The organism is Pedobacter sp. V48 (assembly GCF_000523515.1).
Classification (GTDB): domain Bacteria; phylum Bacteroidota; class Bacteroidia; order Sphingobacteriales; family Sphingobacteriaceae; genus Pedobacter.
In genome coordinates this window covers 197,965-212,325 of record NZ_AWRU01000006.1, presented here as the reverse complement: position 1 = coordinate 212,325, position 14,361 = coordinate 197,965, and the positions used below count along the sequence as shown (strand labels likewise).

Here is a 14,361-nt window from a genome sequence, read left to right as displayed (position 1 = left end):
TTGCTTTTAAAAATTGTATCCGGCTCTTAAACCAATAAATGATAAAGTTCCCGTATTTTTTGTCCACCCCTCATATCTGGCTCCAATATCTAAGGAACCTGTACGTGAAACAGGAATTTCAACGCCCAAACCAGGTGTATAAATAAAAGAAACTCCACTGCCGTTAGCTGTCGCGATAGACGATCCAACTTCAGCTGTGCCGTAAATATTTTCGGTGATGAAATATCTTACTCCAACTTTAATCGGAATAAAACTTTGCCTGTATTTCAATGTACCAATCGTTTCTTTGCCATTGAATCTGATATAGCCTACATTTCCAGTAATGTTTAATGATTTTGATACCGGATGCTGATAAAGTATAGAACCACCTGTTCCATAATTTGCAAAGTCTCCAAAGTCGCCGATAGGCAAGCCTAGGTCAAATCCAATTCCCAACCTCGGCTCTGCAATTTGAACGCTGGATTGTGCTTTAGCATCAACAAACTGGAAAAGTCCCGAAGTAAGAATTAAGAAAAATATTTTTTTCATTAGTTAAATTTCAATGAGCTGCAATATTATAAAATATAGCTAGTATAACAAAGCTTTGGATGATTACCAGGTTGTCTTCTTTTCTAACATAATAACACCGCTACTATATACAAAGATGCTTTTAAGAAAATATTCGGGTTATACCTAGCTAAATAAGATTACAGAATAACCTCATATTAACAACATAATGAATACATAGTTGAAATATACTTATATTGTGGTTATTATATTTTCATTATCAGCCTAGCACCAACTGCATATGATTGACTGCAATATCTTTCTTATTTACAATGAATTGGAGTAACAGGGATTTGCAGGGCAATAGTTTGTATGTAAGCGGAAACGGTATAATGATTAACAATAAAAGCCGCTTGAACTTAATCAAGCGGCTTTTTTATATTCGTTTAAACGAACCTTTTGGTTTTTGATTATAAACCGAAATTATATGCTAATCTTAATCCTATAAAAGACCTAGTAACTGAATTAGCTGACCATCCTTCATAACGTCCACCTAATTCGATAGCACCGCCATCAGAAACAGGAAACTCTATACCAATTCCAGGAGAATAAGCAAAAGCAGTTTTTCCCCCTGATTCTGTAGAGAAAGCCGCACCAAGCTCACCGCCTATATAAAAATTCTCAGCTACAAAATATCTTGCACCTGCTTTAACGGGAATTGAACCAGAAGTACCACCACCAAATTCATCCTTAGCTTTAAAAGTCAAATAGCCTGCGCTACCAGTTAAATTCAAATTAGCAGCTACTGGATGTTGATACAACAATGAACCACCGTAGCCCAATTTACTTACATCACCAAAGTCACCCATTGGAAATGCAAACTCAGCTCCAATACCTAACTTTGGACCTGTCATAGCAACATCTTTTTGAGCTTTAACGCTCGAGAATGCAAAAAGACCTGCAATTGCTGTTAGTAAAAATACTTTTTTCATTTCTGTTTAATTTAAATTGTGTAATTATAATCCTTAGATACAAAAACTTGGCCAATCGTTACAAAAAATAAAACTCTACAGTAAATAATTATTAACAAACGCACAATTGACTTATCATATTAAGAAGTCAGTTTTCTAAAAATATCTTCAAGAGACGAAGATTGGTGTTGTTTTTTAAGTTCAGTAATTTCGGAATTTGCTACAATCTTTCCTTTATTGAGGATGATAACTTCGTCGCAAACTGCCTCTACTTCTTGCATAATATGTGTCGATAGGATAACAGTTTTGTCCTTTCCCAGCTTCTTAATCAGTTCCCGAATGTCGGTAAGCTGATTTGGATCTAAACCTGATGTAGGCTCATCAAGGATTAAGATCTCCGGATTATGAATAATTGCCTGAGCCAGTCCTACCCTTTGCTTGTAGCCTTTGGAAAGCATATTTATTTTTTTGTGTTGCTCGGCCCCTAAGCCGACAGCCTCTATAGTGTCCCTAACTTTTTGTTCAGGGTGCTGAAGGTTATAGGTATTGGCAACAAACAATAAAAACTCTTTTACATACATATCGGTATATAATGGCGTGTTTTCTGGCAGGTAACCAATAATACGTCTAACGTCTAAACTCTGGGTTTGCGAATCGAAACCGCACAACTCCGCAGAGCCTGAGGTTGGCTTCAGATAACCGGTAAGCATGCGCATGGTGGTAGATTTTCCGGCGCCATTAGGGCCAAGGAAACCTAGTATCTTACCGGGTTTAACCTCAAAACTTACTTCATCGACAGCCTTTTGCTTATCGTAATACTTAGACAAATACTGTACTTTAATGCTCAATTTATTTAATTTTTAGGTTTGCCGGAGTGCTCATTTTCAAAAGTAGAAAAAACACCACTGCATTCATGAAAACCATTAAAATATTTTATCTAAGTTTGCATCATTATGGCAAAAAACACTAACGACGAGCAATTTAAAAATGTAATATCACACGCCAAGGAATATGGTTTTGTATTCCAAAGCAGCGAAATATATGATGGACTAAGTGCTGTATACGATTACGGGCAGTTAGGAGCAGAATTAAAAAACAACATCAAAACTTATTGGTGGAAAGCCATGGTACAAATGCATGAAAATATTGTAGGTATTGATTCTGCAATATTTATGCATCCAAAAATATGGAAAGCAAGTGGTCACGTTGACGGATTTAACGATCCTATGATCGATAATAAAGATTCGAAAAAACGCTACCGTGCTGATCAGTTACTAGAAGATAAAATTGCACGTTACGAAAAAGACGGCAAAACAGATAAAGCTGCAAAGTTGCAGGCTGATATGGATGAGGCTTTAAAATCTGAAAACCTACAGCAACTAAAAACATTAATTGAAGAACACGAAATTGCATGCCCTGTAAGCGGCACAAAAAACTGGACCGAAGTACGTCAGTTTAACCTGATGTTTAGTACCCAGTTTGGTGCTATGGCCGAAGGTGCTGAAGAAATATACTTACGCCCTGAAACTGCTCAAGGTATTTTTGTAAACTTCCTTAACGTTCAAAAATCAGGAAGAATGAAAATTCCTTTTGGTATTGCACAGATAGGAAAAGCCTTTAGAAATGAAGTAATTGCCCGTCAGTTCATCATGCGTATGCGCGAGTTTGAACAAATGGAAATGCAATTCTTTGTACGCCCGGGTGAAGACAAAAAATGGTTTGCATATTGGAAAGAGGCCCGTTTAAAATGGCATTTAGCTTTAGGTACCTCTGCAGAAAAGTACAGATACCACGACCATGTTAAACTTGCTCACTATGCAAATGCAGCTACCGATATTGAATTTGAATTCCCGTTTGGCTTTAAAGAAGTTGAGGGTATCCATAGCCGTACGGATTTCGATCTGTCACAGCACCAGGAATTCTCTGGCAAAAAAATGCAATATTTCGACAATGATCTTAATGAAGAAGGAAAACCATATGGCAACTATGTACCTTATGTAATAGAAACTTCAATAGGTTTAGATCGTATGTTCCTTTTAACCATGATCAATGCTTTTGAAGAGCAGGACCTTAGTGATGGAGAAAAACAAGATAGCAGAACATTATTGCGCTTGCATCCTTGCCTTGCTCCCGTTAAAGTAGCGATATTCCCGCTTACTAAAAAAGATGGTTTACCGGAAAAAGCAAGAGAAATTATGAACAGCCTGAAGCTGGATTTCAACTGTGTATATGAAGAAAAAGATGCTATTGGTAAGCGTTACCGCAGACAGGATGCTATTGGTACTCCTTTCTGCTTAACAATTGACCACCAGACATTGGAAGATAATACCGTAACCATTCGTCATCGTGATACAATGGAGCAGCAACGTATTGACATTAAAGATCTTCAAACATTAATTGAAAGCAAAACGAGCTGGAAAAACTTGTTAAGATAGTATTTTGGAAGCTACCGTCAGCTCGACGGTAGCTTTAAGACTACAACTTTAAATGCGTGCTATATAATAGACCCCTATTTTTTTAAAACACTACTCAGTGAATACTCCCAATTCATTCTTGCAATATTAAGAACTGAAATCTGTTGCGGACATTCTACCTCGCAGGCCTCTGTATTACTACAGTGTCCAAAATTCTCTTCGTCCATTTGTTTCACCATAGAAAGCACCCTTTTGCGCGACTCCATTTTACCTTGAGGCAATTTTGCCAGATGGGAGATTTTAGCTGAGGTAAATAAAGCTGCACTTGAGTTTTTACATGTGGCAACACAGGCGCCGCACCCTATACAAGCTGCAGAGTCAAAGGCAGACTCGGCCTGTTCATGTGTAATGGGTATTCCATTTGCCTCAGGTGCCTGACCGGTATTTACTGAAATAAATCCACCGGCCATAATGATCCTGTCAAATGCTGATCTATCAACCCTTAAATCCCTTTTTATAGGAAAAGCCAAAGCTCTAAATGGTTCAACATAAATGGTGTCGCCATCTTTAAACTCACGCATATGAAGTTGGCAGGTAGTTAGATTTGCTATTGGGCCATGTGCTTGTCCGTTAATCATCATTCCACATTGCCCGCATATTCCCTCTCGGCAGTCATGATCAAATTCTACAGGGCGATCGCCTTTTAAAACCAGCTCCTCATTTAGAGTATCCATCATCTCCAGAAAAGACATATGAGGAATCACATTATCCAGTTCGTAATCTACGAGCTTGCCTTGGCTGGCAGCATCACTTTGTCTCCAAATTTTTAGATATAACTTCATATGCCTATTTATTTATAGCTTCTTACTGCTAGTTCAACATTTTCAAAATGTAATGGTTCGGGGATCAGCAGTTCTTCTTGTCCCTCTCCCTGCCATTTCCAGGCTGATACGAAACAGAACTTTTCATCATTCCTTAAAGCCTCTCCTTCCGGAGTTTGATATTCTTCCCTAAAATGGGCGCCACATGATTCGTCGCGCGTGAGGGCATCCAGGCACATCAACTCTGCAACTTCGAGATAATCCCCAATACGACCTGCCTTTTCCAATTCTCCGTTCATCTCATCTTCATCGCCAGGGACTTTAAGGTCTTTATAAAAATCAGCCCTTAGCTTTTTTATTTCCTCTATGGCGTGGATTAATCCTTTCTTACTTCTAGATAACCCACAATAATCATATAACAGTTTGCCCAGAGTTTTATGGTAATAATCGGCCGTTTTAGTGCCATTTGTTTCCAATAATTTACTTAGTTGCGCCCTTACCTGAACCTCGGCATCAATAAATGCCTGATGATCTATCAACACCCTTTCTGACTTAATTTCTCCGGCCAGATAATTTGACACTGTATATGGCGCAATAAAATAACCGTCTACACATGCCTGTAATAAAGAATTGGCACCTAACCTGTTGGCTCCATGATCAGCAAAGTTGGCCTCACCAAGTGCAAACAATCCTGGTATGGTAGTCATCAATTCATAATCAACCCATAGGCCGCCCATAGAAAAGTGAGCCGCAGGAGATATCATCATAGGTTCTACATAGGCATCGGTAGCCGTAATTTTGCGGTACATATCAAACAGGTTGCCATACTTCTCTTTAATTTGTCCTTTTCCCTGCTCCTTAATCGCCTTAGAAAAATCCAGATAAACGGCATTCCTTTGCGGCCCTACTCCAAATCCTGCATCTATGCGTTCCTTTGCCGCTCTAGAGGAAATATCGCGTGGGGCAAGGTTACCGAAAGCCGGGTAGCGCCTTTCCAGGTAGTAGTCGCGTTCTGATTCTGGAATATCATTAGGTTTTCGGTCTTCAGAAGATTTTAGGGGTACCCATATTCTCCCATCATTCCGCAGCGACTCAGACATGAGTGTGAGTTTAGATTGGTAATCGCCAGATTGTGGTAAGGATGTAGGATGTACTTGAGTCCAGCTTGGACATGCCATTAATGCACCCCTTTTATGCGCACGCCATATGGCCGATGCATTACAACCCATTGCAAGGGTTGATAAATAATAGATTTTACCAAAGCCCCCGGTTGCCAAAATTATCGTATGAGCACTATGTCGTTCTATTTCACCTGTATCGAGATTTCTTACAATAACACCTCTTGCTTTTCCATCGATAACGACCACATCCAACATTTCATGTCTTGTGTAAAGCTTAACGGTTTTGGCAGCAACCTGTCGCATCAAAGCCTGATAAGATCCTAAAAGCAATTGTTGTCCGGTTTGCCCTCTTGCATAAAAAGTCCGGCTAACCTGTACACCACCAAAAGATCTGTTATTTAGATATCCCCCATATTCTCTTCCAAAAGGCACACCTTGTGCAACCGCCTGATCAATTAACTGAGCAGAGCACTCTGCCAGCCTATAAACATTAGCTTCGCGTGACCGGAAATCGCCGCCCTTTATGGTATCGTAAAACATGCGATAAACGCTATCTCCGTCATTCTTATAGTTCTTAGCCGCATTTACCCCACCTTGTGCAGCTACTGAGTGTGCTCGCCTTGCCGAATCCTGAAAACAAAAAGATTTAACATTGTATCCCATCTCCGCTAATGACGCCGCAGCAGCACTACCTGCCAGGCCCGTACCAACGACTATGACATCCATTTTTTTTCTGTTGGCAGGATTAACCAGCTTAGCATGGTCTTTATAGAAACTCCATTTATCCTTTAATGGTCCCGGTGGTATTTTAGCGTTCAGTTCCATAAAACATGTTGAGTTAAATAAATATAAATTGGAATAATAGCAAAACCGATAGTGATGATATAGCTATAGCCTGTACCAAAAATCCTTACCCAAGAAACATATTTAGGATGATACAAACCCAGCGACCTCGCTGCACTATAAAAGCCATGCAGCAGATGATAACCCAGCGCGAACATAGAAAACACATAGAAAAGTACGTACCACCAGTCCTGATAGGCAGCAACGACTATTGCATACAGGTCTTTATGCCCACTTTCATCTTTTGGCAGGCTTCCAAACTTGTACTGATACCAAAAATCCCTGAAATGAAATACCAAAAATATCAGAATTAGTGTGCCAAGTATCCCCATATTTCTAGAATACCATTTACTGGCCTTCCCCCTATTGTCCACGGCATACTTACCTGCTGTTTTTTTATTTTTAAGCGTAATTACCAATGCATCCAGGCAATGAACAATAATAGATGCATAGAGAATATAAGAAATGACTTTTATAAAAATATTGCCTGAGAGTATTTGAGAATAACTATTAAAGCTCACTTTTGCCTGTTCAACGGGTAATAATAATTGCAGGTTTCCAAGCAAATGAATGACAAGAAAAAAGCAAAGGAATAATCCGGTAAGTGCCATTAGCGTTTTTCGCATCAACGTAGATGCTCCTTTTTTACTATCCATAAGCTTTAAATTAATATAAGCCGATCATCTTCCACCAGAGTCCGCCTATTCCCATCCAGATCACAAGAAAAACGATACTCAAAACAAATCCTTTTGACCACCAGTCTTTGACATCAACGAATGTACTCCCAAAAAATACCGGTGCCGGACCATGCCCATAATGGGTTAATGTTCCAAAAATACCACCACAAAAACCCAGGGACAATGCAAGCAACATAGGCGGAATGCCAATTGTAATACCCACACCAAGCAAAGCTGCATACATAGACGCAACGTGCGCTGTTGCACTTGCAAACATATAATGACTGTAAAAGTAAACGAGAACAATTATAGGAAAAGCCATTGTCCAGCTCAGCCCTCCTATTTTTGCCCTTACTAATTCACTAAACCATGGAATCAATCCCAAGGAGTTTAAAGAACTTCCCATCATTACTAAGGCAGAGAACCATACAATTGTATCCCATGCGCCCTTTTCACTTTTTACATCCTCCCAGGTTAAAACTTGCGATAACAACAAAAATACCAGACCAATGAAGGCGGTGGTAGTGGCATCGATTTTAAAAATATCTCCGGTTATCCATAAAAAAAGTAAGACAAAAAAAGCAGTTAACATCAGCCATTCGTTCCGTGTTACTGCCCCCATCTCCTTCAATTTTTCTGAAGCCATTTTAGGTGCTCCTCCTGTAGATTTTATTTCAGGAGGATAGATCTTGTACAAGATATATGGCACTAAAATTAAAGAGACTATCCCCGGAATAATGGCGGCCCACATCCACGACATCCATGTGATATTTATACCTAGATCTGCCGCAAATTTCTGACACATAGGGTTACTAGCAGTACCTGTAAGAAACATTGAGGATGTAATGAGGTTGATGTTATAACAACTTAATGTTAAATAGCCCCCTAGCTTACGGTGCGTTTCCGGCTTTTCGGGGACTGATCCGAAATTAAGTGCCATTGACTTCATTATTGGATAAATAATACCTCCGCCTCTTGCTGTATTACTTGGAATAGCAGGTGCCAAAACCAGATCTGCCAGGCCCAGTCCATACCCCAAACCTAGAGAGCTTCGGCCAAACACTCTGATAAAAAGATAGGCGATTCTGCTTCCAAGACCAGTTTTTATAAAGCCTCTTGCTATGAAGAATGAAATGCCTATTAGCCAGATAACTTTATCTCCAAAACTACTTAATGCCATTGAGATCGACTTACCAGGATTCCCTGGGGCCAGCACGCCTGTTAAAGCAACTAATGCGATAGCGATCATAGACATGGTACCCATGGAAGCCGCTTTTAAGATGATACCTAAAATAGTTGCTAAAAAAATAGCCAGTAAATGCCATGCTTCGGGTTTTACACCTTCCGGTATTGGTAAAAACCATATTAACAACCCAAAAGCCAATGTAGCCAGCATCATTTTGTAGTTGATCTCTTTCATAATTTAACGGATTAGAGTGAATTAGATAATTAAAATCTTGCCTGAACCTGGCAAATAATCCTGTTTGTATTGTATTGGGTTGTATTGGGTATATTTCTTTCGTATCTGTCCATTAAAAGTCCCAATTGAACTCTAATGGCGTATGCTTCAGCAAAAGCTGCACTTATCATTGGGATATAACTTTGTCTGGAATTCCCCGCTTGCTTAAAATCTGAATCGAGGTACTCATATCGCATTGCAAATTCCAGACTTTTAAGTCTTGCATTTTTAATGCTGTAAGCCACATTTGGTAATATATAGATTCCGCGCATTGCGTACTCACTTACAGGTATTACTGGGTTTTCCTGAGCAAAGAACGCTACACTGTTTATACCTTGTTTGTACTCAGAAACAAGTTCTATACCCCACCTCTCATTAAGTTGTTTTTTAAAGTCAACATCGGCACCATAGGCCCATATTTTCTGGCCCATGTTTTTACCAACCCCGCCACTGGCACCCAGCTGAGTCGTTTTACCGAGACCAACTACAATTCGCGCAGGAATTATTTTACCGTCATCATTATCACTCACCTGATTTCGGTTGTTGCCATTAAAAATACCTATATAATATTTTACAGGAACATCGGCATTTTTAATCTCGCCAAAATAAGTGGCGCCTATCTGAAAGCTCTGCCAACTGTTTGAACCAAAGAGATAGTATTGATTAGAATAATCAATGGAACGCACAAAATCAACAGGATAATTATCTTCCTGACCAAACTGAGGTCTAAACTGACCAAACTGAAAATTCACATAATCATTAATACTATACTTGATGTATGCGTTTTCAAGCACCTTGTTTTGAGGGTTACCAGTAAAGTCACCAAAGTTGACTAGGATAACAGCATTAATACGATCATTTATAATAGCATTTAATTGTAGACGAGCTCGCTTTACAGAAAAAGAATTTCTGGAAAAATGCTCATCACCGGTATGATGCATGCCGGCAATATCAATATCGTCGTCAAGAGAATAGTTAAATTGAGTTTGCAGCATTCCTGAAAAATTGATCTTGGCTTTTTCTGAAACAGGAACATCTATTCCTTGTGCTTTAATGAAAAAGGGGCTGCAAAATAAAAATACGGCGATGATTTGAGAACGACATTTCATAGGGGCGATTTGTAAGTATTTCCGTTAAAGCAAATTAATGAAAATTTAAGGTTAAAGAAAGTGTTCAGAGTTATTATTTTTAATAATGTATATCATTTTATTATAGAATGTTTCATTTTATAAAATGTACAATCTCATCTAAAGTAAAACAGCCTCGTCGCTATTTGCAACAAGGCTGTTCCTGAATTTAGCAATTGTTATTTCTAAATATTTGTGAGCGCAAATACATTGCCTGCAAAATCTGCTACATAAACTGTGTTTTCAACAACTGATAAATCCGCAAATATGGGAGCGCCAAGATTAATTTTCCTTAGTACCTTTCCAGAATTTTCCTCTATAACATAGATAAATCCATCAGAAGCTCCAAAAAGAAGCTTATTCTTATACCTAATTACCGAACATTCAACAGTAGCTGATTCTGGCCCTGCATACGGAGCTGAATAAACAAGCGCATTACCGGTAGTGGTATCCCATACCTCTTTCAAAGTATTAACATCATATGCAACAACTCCATGTTTGGCCGTCGACATAATAATATGCCTATCGGTCACTAAAGGTGTTGCCATTACCTTAAATTCATAATCTGCATCAATTTTCTGTAGTGTTTTTCCAGTTTGCGGGTCTATCACAAAAATGGAGTTCAGGCCGGTGATGTACAATTTACCATTTACATATTTCCCGGTACTACTTCTAAAACGCAGACCTTCATCACTTCTTTTCCACAGTAATTTACCAGTCTTTTTATCGTGTCCAAACAGACTTTGCCAGTTACTCCCAGTAATTATCACTTCACCGGCAATTGTCATCTTTTCGGGTGTACCTTCCCCTCCACGCCATTCTTTATTTACCCAGATAGTTTTACCTGATTTTACCTCAAGCGCTTGAAAATAGCCTTCTGCTCCGGTATAATAAATACCGTTCTCTGCTACCCCGGCGGAAATGTAGCCTGGCAGGCTTTTCATACCCAAGTCTTTTTTCCACACCAATTCACCAGATGATGCTTTTAACGCATAAGTAAAGCCTTCCATATCTGTGCATAATATCAATCCACTGTCATAAGCCATTTCATGTTTGATCGAGTTACGGGTTTTATAATGCCATAAAACTTTCCCACTCTGCGGATCAAGCGCTGTGATTCCGCAATTGATATTATTACCATCATCAATTGTCGCTGCAAATAATCTTCCTTCAGCAAACAACGGTGCAGTTTTCCATATATTTCCTTTTATGTTACTTACCCATTTTAATGATGCTTTTTCAGTATTGGTGCCAATTGTAAAGGTCTGTTTCTGTATGTGCTGCTCACCATCAGCAAAAACAACCTCAGTCTGAATTGTTAATTGTTTTTCTTTTCCCAGCTTAGCAGTGGCGATTTTCCCTTCCCAATTCCAATCAGTATTTGCGGTTAAAGCTGTTTCGGCTACCTTATTCCCTTTAGTATCGTAGATTATACTTTTAACATTCTTTACGGTAGTCTCACTATCATACACATTGGCATTTATGATTAGTGCGCCATTTTTCACTTTTACCATATCCAACCCTGATGGCGTACTAACTACCAGGTGTTTGTGCAGATAAGTGTAATGTGGTTTTACTTCTTTTACGCCATTTTCATCAATTTCAATTGACAGGAATTGTCCTGCTGAGTTGTCTATCCCTCCTTTATCAGGTGGCGCAGATGAGATGTAATGAATTCCTGTATTTTCACTTTTCCTTACAAAATTATTATGCCAATGACCATAAACCCATGCTTTTAAATTATTATCATTTAAATTGATGGAATCCTTTTTACCTTTTAAAATGAACTGATCGTTGTAAGTGAGAAGATCATGATTAAAGATAATTACGGGCTTATTTTTATCGACCGCAGCAAGGTCGTTTTTCATCCAGCCGATCACCTCATCTACAGTATAAGATGGCTGAAAATCGCCGGACCTCATTGGAGTTACAATAAAATGTGCTGGTCCTGCATCAAAGGAATAATATACCGGGCCAAACAAATTTTCAAACAACTCTTCTCCGTAAGCCCCTTTAACCAAATCATGATTGCCGATGCAGTAAAAGATTTGTTTACCAAGTGCTTCAGATGTAATCTGATTTGCATGGAAATTTAATCCCTTTTCGTAACAGATGTCGCCAGTATGAACAATAAAGCTGATGCCTTGCTTTTTTGCATAGTCCTTTACATTCACAATCCAGTCGTTATACTTATCGGTTTCAGTATCGGTAATCTGAAGCATCTTAACAGATGCCCCTGCACTTGTAGGATCTTCAACAATCCCAAAATTATAAGCCTTATCCGTAGCGCCTACTTTAATATAATGCTTATCGGTAAGTTTATAACCCGAAGGAACCGTGATAAATATAAACCTGTTTTTTGAATGCCCAGGTAAGCTGAAGCTACCTTCTTTATCTGTACGCAGTACATTTTGGCCATCAGATACCGCAACATTTGGCATGCCTTGTTCACCTGTATCAGCAAGTTTGTTCTTGTTTTTATCTAGAAAAACCTTTCCCTTAAACTGAGCATTTGCTGTGCCGACTAAGGATAAGAAAAAAAATAAAATCATTAATAATCTCATGGCTTGTTTGTGTGTAAACTTAAAAAGCAGCAGGCGGTTAAACCTGCTGCCGGAGCGCGCTATCATTTTACTACTGTTACCAACCGAATACTTGTTTTAAGGCAGGGTTAACTACCGTTTCACTTATTGGTATTGGCCTGTAATAATATTTTGGTTCGATAAATGTTCTTGGCTGATCTCTGTCGCGCGTAAATGCTACAAAACCAGAGGTGCCATTAGTAAGATAAAAATTCTGATCCTTACCGTCTTTATCTTTTAAATAGTATTTAGATAGATTCTTTTTCACATCCTCAGGAAGGTTTGCTATTGCAGATTCATCATTAGGAGAGGTTAGAATTGCAATATCAGGTACACCATCGCCTGTCACATCCATTCCACCCATTGCCGGAACATACATCCCTTGCTGACTGTTTTGTAAAACTTTACCTACTTTCCAACGAACTATATCATCATACCTTAAACCTTCGCAAGCCATCTCCACTCTTCTTTCCCGGCGAATTTCAAGTAATACCGCTGTAATTGATCCCATGGCATTCGGATAAGTGGCTGCAAGTACCGGATCTAATGCTACCCCCATACTTAATGCAGGCATTTGCACCCTTGCTCTTAACTTGTTAACCGTTTGATCAAGATCAGTTTGAGTAATTGTCCCAGATTCAGCCTTTGCCTCGGCATTTATCAATAAAACCTCAGCATACCTAAATATTGGCAGGTCAGTATAATTCATTACCCAACCTTGCATTAAATCAGCAGAACGCGGATAAAATTTAATTTGATTATAACCGCCAAGCGTTGGCTTTATTCTATATGGCGCTGTAGCGTTATTTGGCCCTCTAAATGCCGGATTGACAATAGTTTCAGCCATACGCGGATCGCGGCCTGTAAAAACTTCCGTATATAATTTGGTATTATATCCTGGTGTTGAAGTGAATGGGGTACCATCTGTTTTAAGATAGGTATCAGCCAGATTTTTACTAAGAGACCAGGTATAGTCTAATACTGTATGGGTATTGTTACCAACTCCAAGTTCCTTTCCGTAATCAGCCCACATAATCATTTCTTTATTTGCAGCTAAATTTGCACTTGAAAATAGGGCCCGATAATCTTCACCCGCCTTTCCGGTATTGTAAATAGCAAAGCCGCCGTCTTTTATAATTTGGGCTGAAGCAGTTATAGCAACATCAAGAAAACGTTGATAATCGTTTGTTAATGCTATCTCATCATGGTATTTCCTAAAGGTACCTTCATGAAGAGCAAAGCGTGCCAACAATGTAAGTGCTGCCCATTTGGTAACGCGGGTATTAGTTCCATCTGGTTTAATATTATTTGAGGCATAGGTAAGGTCGTTTAAAACCGAATCGGCAACCATTGTTCTTGGATCCTGACCTTTGAACAAGGCGGGATCATCGGAACCCAATACTTTATTAAACCAGGGAACATTGTGGTATTTTTTAATCTTGTTAAAATAATACAGCCCTCTGAAGAAGCGGGCTATGCCTACGTAATGGTTAATTAGTGTTTGATCACCTTTTACCTGATTAATATGGTCAAGCATATAATTGATACGTCTCAAATTACCCCAATCAGCTTTATCCCAGCCACCGGTATTTGCTGATGACAGTCCTCCCCGTACCAATACATCCACTTCGCCACTGGCGTTATAATTTGCTATATTATCAGAGTTAATATCGTCGTAAGATGGAGACAATTGTCCGTAAAATCCATTGCTGTAAGTTTCAAGATCAGCAGCAGATTGAAAAAAAACAGCATCAGTAATTTGCGTTTGAGGATTTCTCTGCAAAAACTCTTTTTTACAAGACGTTATTGCAATAGTTATAAATCCGAGTATAAGGATATATTTTATTTTTAGTTTCATGA

Annotated in this window: 11 protein-coding genes; 1 reads left to right on the top strand and 10 read right to left on the bottom strand. The window is 38.9% G+C overall.

All coding sequences use genetic code 11. From position 1 onward, the window contains the following. Window positions 1-6: 6 nt before the first annotated feature. From N824_RS06145 to N824_RS06135, 3 genes are all read right to left on the bottom strand, one after another. On the bottom strand, window positions 7-528 hold the full coding sequence (locus tag N824_RS06145; protein ID WP_048904264.1) for a hypothetical protein: 522 nt from the start codon (window positions 526-528) through the stop codon (window positions 7-9). A gap of 428 nt (window positions 529-956) precedes the next feature. After that, window positions 957-1,478 carry an outer membrane beta-barrel protein gene (locus tag N824_RS06140; protein WP_048904263.1) on the bottom strand — a complete coding sequence of 174 codons (522 nt, stop codon included), beginning with the start codon at window positions 1,476-1,478 and terminating at the stop codon, window positions 957-959. Between the two features lie 119 nt (window positions 1,479-1,597). Next, window positions 1,598-2,305 carry an ATP-binding cassette domain-containing protein gene (locus tag N824_RS06135; protein WP_048904262.1) on the bottom strand — a complete coding sequence of 236 codons (708 nt, stop codon included), beginning with the start codon at window positions 2,303-2,305 and terminating at the stop codon, window positions 1,598-1,600. Window positions 2,306-2,410: 105 nt separating this feature from the next. Here N824_RS06135 and N824_RS06130 point away from each other — a divergent pair, with 105 nt between their 5' ends. Beyond that, on the top strand, window positions 2,411-3,892 hold the full coding sequence (locus N824_RS06130; protein ID WP_048904261.1) for a glycine--tRNA ligase: 1,482 nt from the start codon (window positions 2,411-2,413) through the stop codon (window positions 3,890-3,892). A gap of 74 nt (window positions 3,893-3,966) precedes the next feature. Here N824_RS06130 and N824_RS06125 read toward each other — a convergent pair whose 3' ends face one another. From N824_RS06125 to N824_RS06095, 7 genes are all read right to left on the bottom strand, one after another. Further along, window positions 3,967-4,713, bottom strand: a complete 747-nt coding sequence (locus tag N824_RS06125) for a succinate dehydrogenase/fumarate reductase iron-sulfur subunit (RefSeq protein WP_048904260.1) — start codon at window positions 4,711-4,713, stop codon at window positions 3,967-3,969. An 8-nt stretch (window positions 4,714-4,721) separates the two neighbouring features. After that, window positions 4,722-6,638 (bottom strand): fumarate reductase/succinate dehydrogenase flavoprotein subunit, encoded by a 1,917-nt coding sequence (locus N824_RS06120; RefSeq protein ID WP_048904259.1) that lies wholly within the window; start codon window positions 6,636-6,638, stop codon window positions 4,722-4,724. Further along, window positions 6,629-7,312 (bottom strand): succinate dehydrogenase cytochrome b subunit, encoded by a 684-nt coding sequence (locus tag N824_RS06115; protein WP_048904258.1) that lies wholly within the window; start codon window positions 7,310-7,312, stop codon window positions 6,629-6,631. Before N824_RS06115 ends, N824_RS06120 begins: the two co-directional genes overlap by 10 nt. Window positions 7,313-7,322: 10 nt before the next feature. Next, the gene (locus N824_RS06110) at window positions 7,323-8,753 is read right to left on the bottom strand and encodes an anion permease (protein ID WP_048904257.1); all 1,431 of its coding nucleotides are present in this window, start codon (window positions 8,751-8,753) and stop codon (window positions 7,323-7,325) included. Window positions 8,754-8,782: 29 nt separating this feature from the next. Continuing rightward, a complete protein-coding gene (locus tag N824_RS06105; RefSeq protein ID WP_048904256.1) occupies window positions 8,783-9,901 on the bottom strand; it encodes a porin in 1,119 nt (372 codons plus the stop codon). Between the two features lie 203 nt (window positions 9,902-10,104). Next, on the bottom strand, window positions 10,105-12,549 hold the full coding sequence (locus N824_RS06100) for a PQQ-binding-like beta-propeller repeat protein (RefSeq protein WP_048904255.1): 2,445 nt from the start codon (window positions 12,547-12,549) through the stop codon (window positions 10,105-10,107). 10 nt (window positions 12,550-12,559) lie between these two features. Further along, window positions 12,560-14,359: a RagB/SusD family nutrient uptake outer membrane protein gene (locus N824_RS06095; RefSeq protein ID WP_048904254.1), complete on the bottom strand. Its 1,800-nt coding sequence runs from the start codon at window positions 14,357-14,359 to the stop codon at window positions 12,560-12,562. Window positions 14,360-14,361: the final 2 nt, after the last annotated feature.